Origin of the sequence: Arthrobacter sp. NA-172, assembly GCF_043952055.1 — a bacterium.
GTDB lineage: Bacteria > Actinomycetota > Actinomycetes > Actinomycetales > Micrococcaceae > Arthrobacter.
The window spans coordinates 1,475,172-1,494,035 of sequence record NZ_JBINOT010000001.1 but is presented as its reverse complement, the minus strand read 5'-3'; the positions used below and the strand labels follow the sequence as shown (position 1 = coordinate 1,494,035).

General features: G+C 63.3%; 11 protein-coding genes and 5 pseudogenes. 10 read left to right on the top strand and 6 right to left on the bottom strand.

The annotated features are described in order from the left end of the window. The first annotated feature begins 24 nt into the window (after window positions 1-24). Both ACF0H6_RS07460 and gabT read left to right on the top strand, forming a co-directional pair. Complete coding sequence (locus ACF0H6_RS07460) at window positions 25-1,455, top strand: gamma-aminobutyraldehyde dehydrogenase (RefSeq protein WP_395249048.1); 1,431 nt, start codon at window positions 25-27, stop codon at window positions 1,453-1,455. Window positions 1,456-1,471: 16 nt separating this feature from the next. Next, on the top strand, window positions 1,472-2,839 hold the full coding sequence (gene gabT / locus ACF0H6_RS07455; RefSeq protein ID WP_395249047.1) for a 4-aminobutyrate--2-oxoglutarate transaminase: 1,368 nt from the start codon (window positions 1,472-1,474) through the stop codon (window positions 2,837-2,839). A gap of 127 nt (window positions 2,840-2,966) precedes the next feature. Here gabT and ACF0H6_RS07450 read toward each other — a convergent pair whose 3' ends face one another. After that, entirely contained in the window at window positions 2,967-4,244 is a 1,278-nt protein-coding gene (locus ACF0H6_RS07450) for a low temperature requirement protein A (protein WP_395249046.1), read from the bottom strand. Between the two features lie 145 nt (window positions 4,245-4,389). Next, complete coding sequence (gene rarD, locus ACF0H6_RS07445; RefSeq protein WP_395249045.1) at window positions 4,390-5,316, bottom strand: EamA family transporter RarD; 927 nt, start codon at window positions 5,314-5,316, stop codon at window positions 4,390-4,392. Between the two features lie 276 nt (window positions 5,317-5,592). Here rarD and ACF0H6_RS07440 point away from each other — a divergent pair, with 276 nt between their 5' ends. From ACF0H6_RS07440 to ACF0H6_RS07415, 6 genes and pseudogenes are all read left to right on the top strand, one after another. Beyond that, window positions 5,593-7,026 carry an FAD-dependent oxidoreductase gene (locus ACF0H6_RS07440; RefSeq protein ID WP_395249044.1) on the top strand — a complete coding sequence of 478 codons (1,434 nt, stop codon included), beginning with the start codon at window positions 5,593-5,595 and terminating at the stop codon, window positions 7,024-7,026. Window positions 7,027-7,168: 142 nt separating this feature from the next. Further along, window positions 7,169-8,534: pseudogene (locus ACF0H6_RS07435) on the top strand (GAF domain-containing protein). Window positions 8,535-8,761: 227 nt separating this feature from the next. Next, on the top strand, window positions 8,762-9,235 hold the full coding sequence (locus tag ACF0H6_RS07430) for a hypothetical protein (RefSeq protein WP_395249043.1): 474 nt from the start codon (window positions 8,762-8,764) through the stop codon (window positions 9,233-9,235). A 145-nt stretch (window positions 9,236-9,380) separates the two neighbouring features. After that, a pseudogene (locus ACF0H6_RS07425) lies at window positions 9,381-10,903 on the top strand (aldehyde dehydrogenase family protein). 3 nt (window positions 10,904-10,906) lie between these two features. Next, window positions 10,907-11,329 carry a DUF779 domain-containing protein gene (locus ACF0H6_RS07420; RefSeq protein ID WP_395249042.1) on the top strand — a complete coding sequence of 141 codons (423 nt, stop codon included), beginning with the start codon at window positions 10,907-10,909 and terminating at the stop codon, window positions 11,327-11,329. A 104-nt stretch (window positions 11,330-11,433) separates the two neighbouring features. Beyond that, window positions 11,434-12,966 carry an amino acid permease gene (locus tag ACF0H6_RS07415; protein WP_395249903.1) on the top strand — a complete coding sequence of 511 codons (1,533 nt, stop codon included), beginning with the start codon at window positions 11,434-11,436 and terminating at the stop codon, window positions 12,964-12,966. 63 nt (window positions 12,967-13,029) lie between these two features. Here ACF0H6_RS07415 and ACF0H6_RS07410 read toward each other — a convergent pair. From ACF0H6_RS07410 to ACF0H6_RS07400, 3 genes and pseudogenes are all read right to left on the bottom strand, one after another. Further along, window positions 13,030-13,664: pseudogene (locus tag ACF0H6_RS07410) on the bottom strand (DUF2461 domain-containing protein). A gap of 124 nt (window positions 13,665-13,788) precedes the next feature. Then, window positions 13,789-15,272: pseudogene (locus tag ACF0H6_RS07405) on the bottom strand (catalase). Window positions 15,273-15,290: 18 nt separating this feature from the next. Further along, window positions 15,291-15,695, bottom strand: coding sequence for a Fur family transcriptional regulator (locus ACF0H6_RS07400; protein WP_395249041.1), 405 nt, complete (start codon window positions 15,693-15,695; stop codon window positions 15,291-15,293). A 388-nt stretch (window positions 15,696-16,083) separates the two neighbouring features. On the opposite strand from ACF0H6_RS07400, the gene ACF0H6_RS07395 reads away from it, so the two are divergent. Continuing rightward, window positions 16,084-16,425, top strand: a complete 342-nt coding sequence (locus ACF0H6_RS07395; protein WP_395249040.1) for a hypothetical protein — start codon at window positions 16,084-16,086, stop codon at window positions 16,423-16,425. Between the two features lie 507 nt (window positions 16,426-16,932). Beyond that, window positions 16,933-17,976: a sensor histidine kinase gene (locus ACF0H6_RS07390; RefSeq protein ID WP_395249039.1), complete on the top strand. Its 1,044-nt coding sequence runs from the start codon at window positions 16,933-16,935 to the stop codon at window positions 17,974-17,976. 37 nt (window positions 17,977-18,013) lie between these two features. Here ACF0H6_RS07390 and ACF0H6_RS07385 read toward each other — a convergent pair. Next, window positions 18,014-18,701: pseudogene (locus ACF0H6_RS07385) on the bottom strand (response regulator transcription factor). Window positions 18,702-18,864: the final 163 nt, after the last annotated feature.

Here is an 18,864-nt window from a genome sequence, read left to right as displayed (position 1 = left end):
AGACACCGAAAGAGGTTGTACACCGTGGTCCAAACCTTGCAGAACTTCATCAATGGCGAGTTCGTCACGCCGGCCGGCACCGAACTGCTCGACATCGTGAACCCCACTAACGGGGACGTCGTCGCGAAGTCGCCGGTTTCCGTCCAGGCCGACGTCGATGCTGCCATGAATGCGGCGAAGGAAGCCTTCAAGTCCTGGAAGCAAGTCACGCCGGGCCAGCGCCAGCTCATGCTGCTCAAGCTCGCAGACGCCATCGAAGCCAACAGCGACGAGCTCGTTGAGGCACAGCACCGCAACACCGGCCAGGTCCGCGCCCTCATCGCGTCCGAGGAAGTCGCCGCGGGTGCAGACCAGCTCCGCTTCTTCGCAGGCGCCGCGCGCATCATGGAAGGCAAGTCCGCCGGCGAGTACTTCGAGGGCCACACCTCGTACGTCCGCCGCGAACCGATCGGCGTCGTGGCCCAGGTTGCACCGTGGAACTACCCGTTCCTCATGGGTATCTGGAAGATCGGCCCCGCCCTCGCCGCGGGCAACACAATTGTGCTCAAGCCCTCCGACACCACCCCGGAATCCACGTTGGTCCTGGCCCGGTTGGCAGGGGAGATCTTCCCGGCCGGCGTCCTCAACGTGGTCCTCGGCAACGCGGCCACCGGCTCCATGATGGTGGAACACAAGGTCCCTGGCCTTGTCTCGATCACCGGTTCCGTCCGTGCCGGCATCGCCGTAGCCAGCGGAGCGGCCAAGGGACTCAAGCGTGCCCACCTGGAGCTCGGCGGCAAGGCGCCGGCCATCGTCTTCAAGGACGCCGACATCAAGAAAAGCGCAGCGGCCATCGCCGAATTCGCTTTCTTCAACGCCGGCCAGGACTGCACGGCCATCACCCGCGTGCTCATTGAAGATTCCATCCACGACGACATGGTTACCGCCATGGTGGAGCACACCAAGACGCTGCATACCGGTTCGCAGAACGACGACGAGAACTACTTCGGCCCGCTCAACAACGTGAACCACTTCAACGCCGTGAACTCGGTGGTGGAGCACCTGCCGGCCAACTGCAAGATCGAAACCGGTGGACACCGTGCGGGTGAGAAGGGCTTCTTCTTCGAACCCACCATCATCACTGGTGCAAAGCAGAGCGACGACATCGTCCAGAAGGAAACCTTCGGACCCGTCATCACGGTCCAGAAGTTCACCACTGAGGCCGAAGCACTCGAGCTGGCCAACGACGTCGAATACGCCCTGGCCTCCAGCGTCTGGACCACGGACCACGGCACCGCGATGCGGATGAGCCGCGACCTGGACTTCGGCGCAGTCTGGATCAACACCCACATCCTGCTGACCGCTGAGATGCCGCACGGCGGCTTCAAGCAGTCCGGTTACGGCAAGGACCTGTCCATGTACGGCGTCGAGGACTACACGCGCATCAAGCACGTGATGTCTGCACTGGACGCATAAGAAAGAAAGAATCACCATGACCGCAACAGCACATGAACTCTCCTACCGCCTGGACCAGAAGCGCAGCATCAACGGCGCCTTCCCCGGCCCTAAGTCGCAGGCCCTCAACGAGCGCCGCGCCGCCGTCGTCGCTGCCGGCGTCTCCTCGGGCGTTCCCGTCTACGTAGAGGACGCCGACGGCGGCATCGTCCGCGACGTCGACGGCAACTCCTTCATCGATCTCGGCTCGGGCATCGCCGTGACCAGCGTGGGCGCCTCGGACCCCGCCGTCGTCGCCGCCGTCCAGGACGCAGCTGCGCACTTCACCCACACCTGCTTCATGGTTACGCCCTACGAGGGCTACATAGCCGTCGCCGAGCAGCTGAACCGCCTCACCCCGGGCGACCACGAGAAGCGCACCGTGCTCTTCAACTCCGGTGCCGAGGCAGTTGAGAACGCCGTCAAGGTGGCACGCTTGGCAACCGGCCGTGACGCCGTTGTCGCGTTCGACCATGCCTACCACGGCCGCACCAACCTGACCATGGCACTGACCGCCAAGGCCATGCCGTACAAGTCTGGCCCTTCTGGTGGCTTCGGCCCCTTCGCGCCCGAGGTCTACCGCATGCCCATGAGCTACCCGTTCCGCGAGGAAAACCCGGAGATCACCGGTGCCGAGGCCGCAAAGCGCGCCATCACCATGATCGAGAAGCAGATCGGCGGCGACCAAGTTGCCGCGATCATCATCGAGCCGATCCAGGGCGAGGGCGGCTTCATCGTCCCGGCCGAAGGCTTCCTGCCGGCACTGTCCGCATGGGCCAAGGAAAAGGGCATCGTCTTCATCGCCGACGAGGTTCAGTCAGGCTTCTGCCGCACCGGCGAATGGTTCGCCGTCAACCACGAGGGTGTTGTCCCGGACATCATCACCATGGCCAAGGGCATTGCCGGCGGCCTCCCGCTGTCCGCCATCACCGGCCGCGCAGACCTGCTCGACGCCGTCCACCCGGGCGGCCTCGGCGGAACCTACGGTGGCAACCCGGTTGCTTGTGCTGCAGCTCTGGCTGCAATCGGCACCATGGAGCAGCACGACCTCAACGCCCGCGCTCGCCACATCGAGGAGATCGCGCTCGGCCGTCTGAACGAGCTCGCGGCTGAAGTTTCCGCTATCGGCGACGTTCGCGGCCGCGGCGCCATGCTCGCGATCGAACTGGTCCAGGCCGGCTCGAAGGAACCGAACGCGGAACTGACCAAGGCTGTTGCCGCCGCCTGCCTCCAGGAAGGCGTCATCATCCTGACCTGCGGTACCTACGGCAACGTGATCCGCTTGCTGCCCCCGCTGGTCATCAGCGACGAGCTGCTCATCGACGGCCTCGACGTACTCGCAGCGGCCATCAAGGCCAACGCTTAGCCACAACGCCCAGGTGGACATGCCCACCTCTGCGCGCAAAGGATGGACATAGTGCTGCTATGTCCATCCTTTGCGTTTAACGGGGGGCATGTCCCATGTGTTCAGCTGGCCTTCGCCGAGGCGGGTGCTACTCCGCGTTGTTTCGTGCGCTGCTCATGGCCCGGTTGAGTTGGGTTGCCAGGGTTCGCCATTCCCAGAGTTCGTAGGAGACGACGACGGCGGCAGGCGAGGCGAGCACCACCAGCAGGCAGGCCCAAAGCGGCCAGCCCGCGGCTGCGAGGGCAATCGCGGCGAGGGGCGCGAGGAAAGTGACGATGTGGAGGGCGTTGCGTGACGGCGCGGAGACGAGCCAGGCGTGCAGCGCGTAGACGCAGCCCATGAAGAGGAGCACCGGAAGGGCGATGGCCGAGATCGCGGTGAGGACGCTCGCCGGGGCGTGGGCGTCGTAGACGTATCCGATGACATGGAGTCCGGCGCCCACCGCCGCGATGCTGCCGAAGAGCACCAAGTGGCCGTAAGCCCAGGGAATGACCTTGTCGCGTCGGATGGCCAGCATTGGGGCGGACGGGAGGAGGAAGTACGCCCACCACAGCGCGAAGGAGACGACAATACCCGTAGCGATGACCACCACTGCGTCGAGCGTCCAACCTTGCGCTGCAGAAATCTGTTGGGCGGCGGAGAGCGTTCCGGTCACGGTCTCACCAAGCGCGATGATCGCCATGAGGCTGTAGCGCTCGGCAATGTGGTGCGGATGCCACGGCGAACCCGCTCCCCTCCGCCTGCTCCAGAGCTCGACGACGAGGGGGCCGCCCAGATCAAACAGCCATAAGAGCACCAGCAGCCACAATGAGAAGAACAGGGCAACCGGGAGCACGATGAAGACCACCCAGCCCACTTGCGCGACGCCGACCGTGACCACGTTGGAAATGGCAAGTCCGCGGAAGCGGGGGTCTCCCGTCGCGACGCGCAGCCACTGGGCGATGACCGCGAGCCTCATGATCACGTAACCGGCCACCATCACCGCGCCGACGAAGTGCTGCCCTTCGGCCACGGATTCGAAGAGCGCTGGTATCCCTATCGCCACGACGATCACCCCGGCCATCTGGACGAGCGTGAGCACCCTGAAGAGCCAGTCGTCGTTATCGAACGCGGAAGCGAACCACGAGTAGCTCGTCCAGGCCCAGACGATTGCGAGCATCGCGATGAAGAACGCGATCGACGCGGGGCCGGCGTGCCCGACGGCGATGCCATGCGCGAACTCGGCGCCCGCGACCCCAAACGCAGTCACGAAGGTCAGGTCGAAAAACAGTTCAAGGGTACTCGCGGCCCGGTGGCGCTCGTTGATGTCCCGCCCCGTCATGCGCCGCAGCCCGTGACGGTAGAAGCGCTCGCCGTCGGTTGTCATGGCCGTCCTCCGTCCAGACCCATGGCCAACCCCGCGCAGGCACATGCCCATCTTTGCAGTTCAGGGATGGACATAGTGTGACTATGCCCATCCTTTGCGTTTAACGCGGGGCATGTCCCCCGTGGAGGCGGGACATGGAGGCTGTTTAGGCCGCGCTGAGCCGTGCCTTCTTCCGGATAACCGAGTTCTTGCGTGCCGTTCGCAGCATGTCGAGGGTCAGGAGCAGCAACGCCAGCCATACGATTCCGAAGCCCACCCAGCGGTCCGGCGTCATGGCCTCGTGGAAGACGGCCAGCGCCACGATGAACTGAAGGACCGGCGCGAAGTATTGCAGCAGGCCGATGGTGGTCATGGGCAGTCGGCGTGCGGAGGCACCGAAGAAGAGGAGCGGCACGGCGGTGATGATGCCCGAAGCCGCCAGCAGCCAGAAATGGCCAGGACCATTGCTGCCCAAAGTTCCGGCACCCGTGAGGCCGAGGACAATCATGGTGGCGCCGGCGATCGGAGCGAGGACCACGGTTTCCACAGTGAGGCTCGTGGCGGCATTGACCTTAGGCCCAACGCGCTTCTTCACGAAACCGTAGAGTCCGAAGCTGAACGCCAGGACCAGGGCGATCCACGGCAGCTTGCCATAAGAAACCGTCAGGACCCCGACGGCGATGAAGCCGATCCCGACGGCGGCCCACTGGAGCGGGCGGAGCTTTTCCTTCAGGACGAAGACCCCAAGGAGCACCGACACGAGCGGGTTGATGAAGTAGCCGAGCGAAGCTTCGACCGCGTGCCCCGTGGTGACGCCGAAGGTGTAGGTCAGCCAGTTGATGGCAATCAGCCCGGCAGCGATCGCGAGCGGTCCCAGGACGGCCCGGTCCCTGAAAGCATTGCCGAGGAGGCGCCAAGTCCGTGTGACGGTGATGAGCAGGGCGCAAAAGATGAGCGACCACACGACTCGGTTCGCAACGATTTCCACAGCTCCGGCTGGGTGCAGCACCAGGAAGTAGAGCGGAAGCAGCCCCCACAGGCCGTACGCCCCGATACCGAATACGACCCCCGCCGTCGTCTCCTTCTTAGCCATGGCAGCGGCAGCCGAAGCTGCTGGTGCAGTCGCGGCGCTGGAAGCACTGGTGGCGGACAGGGCGGGCGCGGTTTGCTCTGGCGTAGACACAAAATCAAGAACATCACATGGCGCGAAGGTATTCCTGACCGTACGGCCGGAAAGTTGGTGTGAGTTTCCTCGCCCCGTTGTGTCACCTCCCGCCACGTACTGACACCCTCACGGCAACTGAGAACTAGAATTGGAAACTGCGCGCCCCACCACGCGGGGCGGATTCCTGTCTCAGAAGGGTTCACGGTGTCCAACTCGGCCGAAACCACCTCACAACGTCCACTGCGCGTCGCCATCGTCGGCGCAGGACCGGCCGGCGTGTACGCCGCGGATATCCTGACCAAATCGAACGAGGTCAAGGATGGCGACGTCGAGGTCAGCATCGACCTTTTTGAGGCATATCCCGCGCCGTATGGACTGATCCGCTACGGCGTGGCCCCGGACCATCCCCGCATCAAGGGCATCGTCAACGCGCTCCACAAGGTCCTTGATCGTGGCGATATCCGTTTCCTTGGCAACGTCACGTACGGCCGCGACCTCACGCTGCATGACTTCCGTTCCTTCTACGACGCCGTGATCTTCTCCACGGGGGCCATCAAGGACGCGGAATTGAACATCCCTGGGATCGAGCTGGAAGGTTCGTTCGGAGGCGCCGACTTCGTGTCCTGGTATGACGGACACCCGGACGTGCCCCGTGAATGGCCGCTGGATGCGAAGGAAGTTGCCGTCATCGGCAACGGCAACGTGGCGCTGGACGTGGCCCGCATGCTTTCCAAGCATGCCGATGACCTATTGGTCACCGAAATTCCGGACAACGTCTATGCCGGCCTCAAGAGCTCGCCCGTCACGGATGTCCACGTCTTCGGCCGCCGCGGCCCGGCACAGATCAAGTTCACTCCCTTGGAACTGCGCGAACTCTCGCACTGCAACGACGTAGACATTGTGCTGTACCCGGAGGATTTCGAGTTCGACGAGGCCTCAGACGAGGCCATCCGCAACAACAACCAGATCAAGACCATGGTCAACACGCTGACCAACTGGCTCGTCGAGGAACACGCCGAAGCCGAGCAGCCCTCATCCCGTCGCTTGCACCTGCATTTCCTGCATAGCCCTGTGGAGATCGTTTCCGAAGACGGCACCGGAAAGGTCTCCGGCATCAAGTTCGAACGCATGCAGCTGGACGGCACCGGCAACGCAAAGGGCACCGGCGAGTTTGTGGACTATCCCATTCAGGCCGTCTACCGCGCCATCGGCTATCACGGTTCCCCGCTGGACGAGCTTGAGTACGACGCCCGCCGGGGCGTCATACCGAACGACGGCGGACGGGTCCTGAACGCCGACGGCAAGCCGGTACCCGGTATCTACGCCACCGGCTGGATCAAGCGCGGGCCGGTGGGCCTGATCGGGCACACGAAGGGCGATGCGTTGGAGACCATCGGTTGCCTTTTGGAGGACCGTCTCACCCTGCCCCCGGCCGAGAACCCGAACCCCCAGGCCATCATTGACCTCCTGGAGGAGCGCGGGATCGCGTACACCACCTGGGAAGGCTGGAACAAGCTCGATGCGCACGAAGTAGCTCTTGGCGCCGCATGGACCGCCGAAAACCCGGACGCCGGCGTCGTCCGCGAACGCATCAAAGTAGTCCCGCGCGAGGACATGATCGGGATCTCCCGCGACTAACCCACCCGAGTTTGTGTACAGATCGTGCCCCTTAAACCGCACGCTTAAGGGGCACGATCTGTACACAAACTCCGACGGCGCAACTAGACTGGCCCGTACTGTGCCGTGTCCGGTTTGGGAGTTGTCCGGTTTTGGGAGTTCGATGAGGAATCCGATCCATCCGGCAGCGTCGGTCAACGATCCCGCCGAGCTGCTTCAGCGCCATGCCCGCGACGGGCACGAACAATTGGATTCGTGGCGCTACGGGCTTCCCGAGGCAGGCGAACTTCCCGGCCTGCGCGGAATGGTCCGCGAATCCTGGCAGCGATCCGCGCGCCTCAATGCGAATCCGGACCAGCCTGAGGCCCCGCTGGTCATGGGCCTCGATGAGCTTGAGGAATACCGCCGCCAACACCCGCTGGCCACCATCATGCCCGTCATCCAGAAGCTCCTCATCCAGCCCAGCTCTGACAGCGGACTGCTGGTGGCTGTCGGGGACGCGCTCGGCCGCTTGCTGTGGGTCGAGGGGAACCCCTCGATGCGTCGTCGCGCCGAGGGCATGATGTTCGTAGCCGGCGCGGATTGGTCTGAAGCAGCAGTGGGCACGAGCGCCCCCGGCACGGCCCTCGCCTTGGGCCGGGGCGTCCAGATTTCCGGTGCTGAACACTACAAACGCTCGGTCCATCCGTGGAGCTGCACCGCCGTGCCGTTCAACGACCCCGACTCCGGAGCGCTGCTCGGCGTCGTCGACATCACCGGCACGGAAGCTGCCGTCGCGCCCCACACGCTTTCACTCGTCGAAGCGACGGTTGCGGCGGCACAGGCCCAATTGCGCGTCGAAAGGCTGCAGCTCGCGGCGAGCAAGCGAACGGCGCCAGCCCGACATCGGAACTCGCCTCCCGCCGCCGGCTCGCCGCAGGGCCCCGGACTGTACCGCAACAGCCTTCAGTTGTTGGGCCGGGATCAGGCGCTGCTGAGCATGGGCGGGCGCAGCATTCCACTTTCCGCGCGGCACAGCGAGATCTTGGCTTTGCTGGGTACATGTCCCGAAGGACTCAGCGCCGAGGAGCTCGCCCTGGCCCTGTATCCGGGGGAGGGCTTCACGGTCACCCTTCGCGCCGAAATGGTGCGCCTTCGCAAGGTGCTTCACGGGCTTGACCCCGCGGCGGTCCCGAAATCCCGGCCGTACCGGCTCCCCACGGACCTCGGCCAGGGATGCTGCCCAGGTTCTCTCGTGCCTTCAACGAGGTGCCCACCGTATCGCCTTGGAGATCTACAAGGGCGCCGTCCTGCCGCACTCGGAAGCACCCGGCATCGTGGAGCTCCGGCAAAAGGTCTCGGCGCTCCTTCGCGAAGCGGTCCTCACGGACGGCAGTGCCGAGGCGCTGCTCAAGTATGCGGCCCTTCCCGAGGCAAAGAACGACGTCGATGTCCGGCTTGTCGCCCTTAAGCTCCTGCCGCCGCGCTCGCCCAAGCGGGCCGCCGTCGTCGCGGAGCTTGAACGCCTGGAAAGTGAACTTTCGGCCTGACGCGGTCCCTCGTGTGGCAGTCGCGTCATGGGGGACTTCTTTCGTCTGGCCCGTATCGTAGAAGCGAGCCAAACGAAAGAAGCTTCCTCCGTGTTGAACAAACGCCTCGCCGTTGCCCTGACCGTGTCCGGACTCCTTGCCGGAGCCACAGCCTGCGGGGCACCCGGCCAGACAGCGCCCACATCGGTAACGCCGTCGCCGTCGGCCACTACGGCTTCCGCCGGCACTTGGGAACTCGATCCAGGTGCGGGGCACCGAGAATCAAGGCCGCAGGTCTGGATATCCTCACCGCCGAAGGCACCGCCGAGCACTATCACGCCCATCTGGACGTCCTCGTTGATGGCAAAGCCGTCACGGTCCCCGCTGAGATTGGCTTCAGTTTCGGGGCTGACGGGCGGCCCAATGGGATCTCGGCACTTCACACACACGACACGTCCGGCGTCATCCATATCGAAGCGCCCACACCCGGACTGAAGTACACCCTCGGCCAGGTCCTCACCGAATGGGGAGTCCTGGACGGCAAAGACGCCACTGGTGCTCCGCACGGCGGAACCGGCGGCTGGACCGCTTACGTGAACGGCACAAAGCAGGATGCGGCGGTGACAGGCGTCGTCCTCAAGGCCCACGACGAGGTTGTGCTCTCGTACGGCACGGCGCCCTCGCCGGTACCGAGCTCCTACAATTTCCCTGCGGGTCTCTAGGCCCCTGACCTCCGAAGGATCCCGGGCCTCAGCTGGGCCGTGAAAGTGATCCAACCCACAAGGTTGCAACCTGCTTGCAACCTTCCCGCTCCTACGCTCGACGCAATGGCGAAAGCCACCACCATGCGCAGCAAAGGAGCTACAAATGACCGTTTACGCACAGCCAGGCGCCGAGGGTTCGAAGGTTACCTTCAAGGACCGTTATGAGAACTGGATCGGTGGCGAGTGGGTTGCGCCGGTCAAGGGGCAGTACTTCGAGAACATCACTCCGGTGACCGGGAAGGCTTTTTGCGAGGTTGCGCGTGGCACGGCTGAGGACATCGAGCTGGCGCTGGACGCCGCCCACAAGGTCGCTCCGTCCTGGGCAAGACGTCCGCGGCCGAGCGCGCCGCGATCCTGAACAAGATCGCGGACCGCATTGACGAAAACGTCGAACTGCTGGCCGTCGCCGAGACCTGGGACAACGGCAAGCCCATCAGAGAAACCCTGAACGCGGACATCCCCCTGGCAGCAGACCACTTCCGCTACTTCGCCTCGGCCATCCGCGCGCAGGAAGGTCACCTCTCGCAGCTGGACGACGACACCACGGCGTATCACTTCCACGAACCCTTGGGCGTGGTGGGCCAGATCATCCCGTGGAACTTCCCCATCCTTATGGCTGTGTGGAAGCTCGCCCCGGCACTGGCCGCGGGCAACGCCGTCGTCCTCAAGCCCGCTGAGCAGACCCCGTCCTCCATCCTGGTCCTGATGGAACTGATCTCCGACCTGCTCCCCGCCGGCGTCGTGAACGTCGTCAACGGATTCGGCGTCGAGGCAGGCAAGCCGCTCGCATCCAGCCCGCGGATCCGTAAGATCGCTTTCACCGGCGAGACCACCACGGGCCGGCTGATCAGCCAGTACGCCAGCCAGAATCTGATCCCGGTGACCCTTGAACTGGGTGGCAAGAGCCCGAACATCTTCTTCGACGACGTCGCCGCGCAGAACGACGCTTTCTACGACAAGGCACAGGAAGGCTTCACGCTCTTCGCTTTCAACCAGGGCGAGGTCTGCACTTGCCCGTCCCGCGCCCTCGTTCAGGATGGCATCTACGATTCATTCATGGCCGACGCCGTGGCCCGCACCAACAAGATCATCCAGGGCAACCCGTTGGACACCGAAACGCAGCTGGGTGCCCAGGCCTCCAACGACCAGCTCGAGAAGATCCTTTCCTACATCGACATTGGAAAGCAGGAAGGCGCCAAGGTCCTCACCGGCGGCGCCCGCGCAGAACTCACGGGAGACCTCGCCGGGGGCTACTACGTCCAGCCGACCATCTTCGAGGGCCACAACCGGATGCGGATCTTCCAGGAAGAGATCTTCGGGCCGGTGGTTTCCGTGACGAAATTCAGCGACTACAACGACGCCATCGGCATCGCCAACGACACTCTTTACGGTTTGGGCGCCGGCGTGTGGTCCCGCAACGGCAACGTCGCGTACCGGGCCGGCCGGGAAATCCAAGCCGGCCGCGTCTGGGTCAACAACTACCACGCCTACCCGGCCGGTGCGGCGTTCGGCGGGTACAAGTCCTCGGGCATCGGCCGGGAGAACCACGCCATGATGCTGGACCACTACCAGCAGACCAAGAACCTCCTGGTCAGCTACAACGAGAACAAGCTCGGTTTCTTCTAAACCGTGTCAACTGACCAGCTCGACGCCGCAGTGACGCTGCCCGGGGAAACCTTTTCCCGGGTGGCGCTCACCGCCGCTTCAATCGGCCTGCTGAAGAAACTATGGGAGCAGCACGGTCCGCTCATGTTCCACCAGTCGGGCGGCTGCTGCGATGGTTCTTCGCCCATGTGTTACCCGGCTGGCGAATTCATCACCGGGGACTCGGACGTTTTGCTGGGTCTTTTCGACATCGGCGACCACGAGCAGCCGCAGCCGTTGGAGTTCTGGATGTCCCGGGAACAGTTCAATTACTGGTCCCACACCCATCTGACGGTGGACGTGGTGAGCGGCCGGGGGAGTGGCTTCTCCGTGGAGTCGCCTGAGGGGAAACGCTTCCTGATCCGCTCCACTTTGATGGACTGGAACGTCCCCAAACTTGAGGGATAACTGCCCCCGCGTCTCACGATCCGAGACAAATATGAGAGTCCATTGCCCGGACACTACGGTTGATGAGTCTGTTTTTCCCGCCCATCAAGATTGTGGACTCTCCTATGAACCTCTTCCGGACCAAGTCGATCGAGCAGTCCATTGCGGACGCCGATGAACCCGGACGCAAGCTCAAACGTTCCCTCAGCACCTGGGATTTGATGATCATGGGTGTCGCCGTTGCGGTGGGCGCCGGCATTTTCTCCGTCGGCGCCAAGGCAGCCGCAAACTTTGCCGGCCCCGCAGTGACGATCTCTTTCGCAGTCGCAGCCGTCACGTGTGCGTTGGCGATCATGTGTTACGCCGAGTTCGCCACGGCGATCCCGGTGGCCGGGTCCGCCTACGTCTTTACTTACGCCACCATGGGTGAAGTGCTCGCCTGGATCATTGGCTGGAACCTCATTCTTGAGCTCTTCACGGCTGCTGCTGTGATCGCCAAGTACTGGGGTATCTACCTCAGCAAGGTGTTCGGACTCATGGGCGTGGACATGCCCCCGGCCCTGAACATTGCAGGAGTGGATCTCTATTGGGGTGCGTTCCTGATTGTCGCTATCTTCACGGTTCTCCTGGTACTCGGCACCAAGCTCTCCGCCCGTGTAGGCAACATCTTCACGCTGATCAAGATCGCGGTGGTGCTGTTCGTGATTGTGGTGGGCTTCACCTATGTGAAGTTCTCCAACTACACCCCCTTTGTCCCGGCCTCGCAGCCGACCGGCGGCAGCGACGGCGCGGATGTCATGAAGCAGTCCTTCTTTGGTTTCCTCACTGGAGCGGTTCCAGCGCAGTACGGAACCTTGGGCATTTTTGCCGGCGCTGCTTTGGTGTTCTTTGCCTTCATCGGATTCGACGTGGTGGCTACCTCCGCCGAAGAGGTCAAGAACCCGCAGAAGACCTTGCCCCGTGGCATCTTTGGCGGACTGGCCCTTGTGACGCTGCTGTACATCCTGGTCTTCCTGGCCTTGACCGGCATGGTGTCCTACACGCAGCTGGCCGAAGCCAAGAGCCCCACCTTGACCACGGCGTTTGAAGCCGTCGGCAACACCGACGCGGCAAAGGTCATCGCCTTCGGCTCCCTGATCGGTCTAACCACCGTCATCATGGTGCTGCTCATGGGCCTCGCCCGAGTGGTTCTGGCCATGAGCCGCGATGGTTTGCTCCCTCGCGCGCTGTCCAAGACGAGCGAAAAGCGTTCGACGCCGGTCCGTCTCCAGATCATCTGCGGCGCCGCGGTGGCAATCGTGGCTGGCCTGACCAATGTGGATCTCCTCGAAGAAATGATCAACATCGGGACGCTCTCGGCCTTCGTCATGGTGAGCCTGGGCATTTTGGTCCTTCGCAAGAAGCGTCCGGACCTGAAGCCGGCTTTCCAGGTTCCGTTCGGTAAAGTGCTTCCCGTGGTCTCGGCTGTGCTGTGTCTCTACCTCATGACCAACCTGGCCGTGGAGACCTGGATCTTCTTCGCGATCTGGCTGGCAATCGGACTTGCCATCTACTTTGCGTACGGTCAACGCCACTCCCGCCTGAACGAGAAATTCGCCGCGGCGAGGGCGGCTGTTACTGCTCCTGACGCCGACCGTGAAGACCTCACGATGGTCTAGCTCTCCCTCGTGGCGCGGAAGGCACCAGGAAGCTTGGTGCGGAAGGTACCAGGGAGCGGAGCATCAGGGCGCTGCATGCTCGCTCATCCACTCCACCAACGGCCGCAACTGCTCCCACCGCGCAGCGATTTCCTTTCTTGCTGCGGCGGTGGACAACCAGGCAGGTTGGCCTAGCTCCACACCGGCGGACAAGGACTTGTGCTTAAGTAGCTCCGCCCGGGGGTGTTCCTTGTCGAATCCACGGGGCACGGTCTTCAGTTTTTCGCCTTCGACGACGAAGCCGGCTGCAGCTACTGCGTCCACAATCTGCTGCAGGGCCTCGCCGGTGACGGGAGCATCTACGGCCGCCCGGAAACGGGTGATTTGCTCGGGCGAATGCGAGTGGCAACCGCCGCCGACAAGCAGGCCTTCGGCGCTCAACTGGACGTAGAAGCCGGTGCCTTCCTTGGTGGCGGCGAAAGCACCCTGGGCGGTCTTGTACGGCGATTTGTCAGGCGAAAACGGACGTCCCTATTCGGGCGGAAGATCTTGGCCGGCCCGAATTCGTCCTCCAGTTCGGCAAGCAGGAGCGAGAGGGGCTCTTTGATCGACGTGTCGTAGACGTCTTTGTGCGCCAGCCACCATTCCCGGTTGTTGTTCTCTTCAAGCTCGGCATAGAAAGCGGCGGCTTCGGCGGGGATCCCGGTAAATGTACTCATAAAAAGATCCTAGGGATGCCCCGCGAGCTGTGGCCATAGCCCGATTCCCGTATGTGGATAAATCCTTAACGAAGCAACCCCGCCGCGGAATCCGCAGCGGGGTTGCTTCGTTGATGCAGGCTATTTACAGCTTGTTGGCCGCTTCGGCGTCGGAAGCACCTTGACCCGCGCCGAGGTTGGCGCGCAGCTTCGCACCGAGTTCGACGTCGACGTTGGTCCAGTACTGGATGGCGCGTTCCTTGATGCCGGGGCTCTTGACGCCGCCCACGGCACCCGTGATGGTTTCCAGCAGACGGGCCTTGGCGCCGTCGTCGTACACCTCGCGGTACAGCGCGCCGGCCTGGACGAAGTCGCCGTCCTCGGCGTGCAGGGAGTGTGCGGAGAGCGTCAGCTCGCCGTCGTTCTCCCAGCCGCCGGCCGGGTTCTGCGGCTCAACAGCAGCCGGACCACCCACGGAGTTCGGTGCGTAGACCGGAACCGAAGGAGCGTTGAACAGGTAGCGTCCGGCGCCATCCTGGCTGTAGTTGTTGACCTGGCTCTTCGGCTGGTTCACCGGGATCTGGGCGTGGTTGGTGCCCACACGGTAGCGGTGTGCATCAGCGTAGGAGAAGATGCGGGCCTGCAGCATCTTGTCCGGGAAGCCTCAATACCCGGAACGAAGTTCGACGGCGCGAAGGTGGCCTGCTCGATCTGCGCGAAGTAGTTCTCCGGGTTCTTGTTCAGCTCCATGGTGCCCACGTGGATCAGCGGGTAGTCAGCGTGCGGCCACACCTTGGTGAGGTCGAACGGGTTGAAGCGGTACGTCTTGGCGTCCTCGTAAGGCATGACCTGAACGTGCAGTTCCCACGACGGGAAGTTGCCGTCGGCAATGTTCTCCTGGAGATCGCGGATGTAGAAGTCTGCGTCTGAGCCAGCCAGTTCAGCGGCTTCGTCACCCGTGATGGACTTGACGCCCTGGTTGGACTTGAAGTGGTACTTCACCCAGAAGCGCTCGCCCTCGGCGTTGATCCATTGGTAGGTGTGCGAGCCGTAGCCCTGCATTTCACGCCAGGAAGCCGGCAGCCCACGGTCGCCCATGAGCCAGGTGACCTGGCGTGCGGACTCGGGGGAGAGAGTCCAGAAGTCCCACTGCATGTCGGCGTCGCGCAGGTGGGTGCCCGGGAGGCGCTTCTGCGAGTGGATGAAGTCCGGGAACTTGATGCCGTCGCGGATGAAGAACACCGGAGTGTCGTTGCCCACGAGGTCGTAGTTGCCCTCGGAGGTGTAGAACTTGACGGCGAAACCGCGGGGGTCGCGCCAGGTGTCAGGGGAGCCGCTCTCGCCTGCAACGGAGGAGAAACGAATGAGCATGTCCGTCTCGACGCCGGGCTGGAACAGTGCAGCCTTGGTGTACTGGGAAACGTCCGAGGAAGTCTTGAAGGTACCGAAAGCGCCGCCGCCCTTGGCGTGGACAACACGCTCCGGGACGCGCTCGCGGTTGAACTGGGCGAGCTTTTCCACCAGGTAGTGGTCGGTCAGGATGATGGCACCATCGGCACCAACGGACTTGGAATGCGCGTCTGACGTGACAGGCGCGCCCGACTGGGTAGTTGAGATGTTCGCGGTCATCGTTCTCCTATTTCGTGGTTACTTGCGTTTGAGTAGGAAGCTGTTGTTTGGCCTGCAGTCCTGGCAGATACCTTGGTACAAGACATCTGCGATCTGGATGGTCATGGGTTTGGAGTGTTCGTCCCAATGCGGGGTGAGGCAGGGGGCATGGCCCACGGCGCAGTCCACGTCCTCCACCCGGCCGCAACTGATGCAGACGGCGTGATGGTGGTTGTCACCCACGCGCGTCTCGTACAGTGCCGGGGAGTGGGGCGGTTCGAAACGTCGCAGCATCTGCAGGTCCGTGAGGTCGCTCAGCACCACATAAACAGACTGCGCTGTCAGTTCGGGAAGATCCTTGCGCGCTGCAGCCAGAATGCCTTCAGCGGGGGAATGTGGATTGTGCTGAACGGCGGCGAGGACCGCCAAACGCTGTTTGGTCACGCGGCGTCCGTGGGAATGCAGGGCGGAAGCCCACGCTTCCTGCCTGCCGTGTGATCTGCCATACGCCCATTGAAGCACTTATTATGAGTGCTTCACAATAAGGTGAGGCTAACTTCCGATGAACCCCGCACGGAACAGCAGACGTCGCCTAAAACCCAAGCCCTCGGAAGATCCTGGACGGCAATACCGGAATCGTTGGCCACATACCAGGGAGGCACAGGGAAAGGCCCGCAAAGGATGGGGTTTCCTTCACGGGCCATTCGATCTACTTCAGAAGACACCCGAGGGGTGCTTCCTCTGCCCTGGTTCCCATGGGCGACTCCTCGTGGTTCGGGGTGTGCGGTGTCCGGTTCGGCTAAGGGGAGCCAGGCAGGTCACCGGGGTCCGTGTGGTCACCGGTCTGCTGGACATCGGGACCGGTGTCGCCAGGGTTTCGGGCGCCCCCGGCGTCGAAATGTCCGTTGTTGCCGGGGCCGTAGAGGACGGTGGTGCCGGTGCCGGTGCCGGGGTAGCGGCACTGGCCGCGCCGGCACCGAGGCCCGCCAAGGCCATCACACCGACGGCACCTATGAGCACCCTCTTCTTTATGTCCATCTTCGCGATGGTCTCCTTGATGGTCGTATCTTTCCTGCCAGTCATGGCTGGTTCCTTTCATCGTGGGCACCTGCTGTGTCCGCTGCTGCCATCCGGAGCGGGTGGCGATGAATCCAGTCTGTTCCGGGACCGCTGAGAAGAACCTAAGTGTCCTTGTGATGAGCCTGAGGAGCGGCGGCCATGATTAGGCAATCCGCTTCGGTGCGGCCATTGTTGAACCATGAAACCCGGTGAACCATGAAACCCGGTGAACCATGACGCGAACACGCCCGTGGCCCCGCTCCCTGCTTCGGGCGGACCGACCGGTCTGGGGCGTCCGTAAAAGGGCGACGGCGACGGCCGTCGTTGTTGTAACTGCCGCGCTGCTGGTTGGTGGCCTGCTGTTGCTAGTCCTGTTGCAGAGCTCACTGATTGCCGCCACCGAGACAGCCGCGAAGCGCAAGGCCATCGACGTGGCAGCGCAAATCACCAGCCAAGATGTCTCCGAGGCTGGCCGATCTCTGGCCACCACGGCGCACAGCGGCCAGTATGTGCAGATCATCAGCCCCGGCGGAGCGGTCGTGGCATCATCGGAAACCGCCGCCAGTGTAAGGCCGCTGTCCGAGCTTCGTCCCGGCGCCGGGCAGACACTGGTCCAGCGACTGTGTCCAGCCTGCACAGCATCGGCGACAACGACTCCTTCCTCATCGTCGCCACCGGAGTCCCCAGCGCTGACGGCGTCTACACGGTGGTGGTTGCCGCCACGGCGCAAGTGCAGGCTGACACTGTGTCCACGGTGGCTTGGTTCATGCTCGGGGCCACGCCAGTGCTGCAGGGGGTGGTTGGGATCTCGGTGTGGGTTCTGGTGGGCCGATCGCTGCGCCAGGTCGAGAAGATCCGCGGACAGGTTGCCCGCATCAACTCCTCCCGTCTAGATGAGAGGGTGGACATTCCAGCAACCAACGATGAGATCCATGAACTGGCGCTGACAATGAACACGATGCTGGACCGGTTGCAGGCCTCCGACAAGGACCAGCGCCGGTTCGTCTCCGACGCCAGCCATGAACTGCGCAGCCCTCTGGCCACCCTGAGCGCAGGGGTGGAGATCGCATCGACAGACCCCTCCGGGGAGACTTGGCGGCAGATGCAGGATGTCTTGGGCGAAGAAACGGCCCGAATGCGCTCTCTGGTCGAGGATCTGTTGACTCTTGCCAAAACCAACGACAGCGGCATCGACGTCCTCGCCGAGGACGTCGACCTCGACGACGTCCTCGAGGCGGAGATCCGCCGGCTGAGCTCCACGAGCGGACATCACATCACGGCAGAGCTCGTCCCGGTCCGCGTCATGGGAGATGCCCGGCGGCTGGGACAGGTTCTGCGGAACGTGCTGGACAACGCGAACCGGCACGCCCGCACTAGGATCGACGTGCGTCTGGCAACCGGACAGACCGGCGTCGTGCTGGACATAGACAACGACGGCGATCCGGTCCCCGAGGCGGACCGGGACCGGATCTTTGAACGCTTTGTTCGCCTGGATGACAGCCGGTCACGTGAAAGCGGGGGCAGCGGCCTAGGCCTGGCGATCGCGGCGGGGATCATGGCTGCTCATCACGGCACGATCAGCGCAGCTCAAACCGCCGAAGGGCACTGCCGGTTTGAGCTGCGCCTGCCGCTGGATTTTCATAACCGGGAAATCCCGCATTCCTGAACATGCTCCAAAGTAAGGTGCCTCCGGGGGCCCGAACCTAGGTTTCGGATTCCCGGTCGGCGCCGAGCCGGTATCCCATGCCGCGCACTGTGGTGAGGGTGCTGAGGGCGAACGGGGCGTCGATTTTGCGGCGCAAGTAGCCGATGTAGACTTCCACCACATTGTCCCCGCCCTCAAATGCGGGATCCCAGACGTTTTCCAGGATTTCGGCTTTGGAAACCACCTGGTCGTGACGGCGCATCAAGTATTGCAGGAGCCCGTACTCGCGGGCTGTGAGCGAAATGGGTGTATTTCTCCGGTGGACGCTGCGGTTGGTCGGATCGAGGATCAGGGTTCCGAGCGAGAGCACTACCGGCCGTTCCGGGGCGCCGCGGCGGATCAGTGCCCTGAGCCGGGCAACCAGGACAAGGAAGCTGAAGGGTTTGGTCAAGTAGTCATCGGCCCCCAGATCAAAAGCATCGGTCTGGTCGTACTCACCGTCCTTCGCGGTCAGCATCAGAACCGGGGTCCAGATCTTGCGTTCCCGCACTTCCCTCAGTACGTCGTACCCGTTTTTCAGCGGCAGCATCAGATCCAGCGATGATCGCGTCATACGGGTTCTCCGTGGCTGCCCACAGCCCGCTGACCCCGTCGTGGGTCACATCCACCATGAAGCCCTCATTAGCCAGTCCGCGGCGGAGGGTTTCGGCCAACCTCTTCTCGTCCTCGACCATCAGAATCCGCATTGTGGTTGTCCTCTCCCTAGGTCTATGCAGTATGACGGGCCTTCCTTGAACGGAACCTGAGAACCCAGCCCGTCCTCAGCCCTCTTCTCCACCACGGCGGCCGCCAAATTCTCAGGGACCACGGCACTCAAGCGACGCCTCCTTCGGGCTGACCGGGTCAGGC

Bases quoted from the DNA above. Each gene is read 5' to 3' on its own strand.
- gabT (WP_395249047.1), top strand. From the start codon at position 1,472: ATGACCGCAACAGCACATGAACTCTCCTACCGCCTGGACCAGAAGCGC.
- ACF0H6_RS07450 (WP_395249046.1), bottom strand. From the start codon at position 4,244: ATGACAACCGACGGCGAGCGCTTCTACCGTCACGGGCTGCGGCGCATG.
- rarD (WP_395249045.1), bottom strand. From the start codon at position 5,316: ATGGCTAAGAAGGAGACGACGGCGGGGGTCGTATTCGGTATCGGGGCG.
- ACF0H6_RS07415 (WP_395249903.1), top strand. From the start codon at position 11,434: ATGAACCTCTTCCGGACCAAGTCGATCGAGCAGTCCATTGCGGACGCC.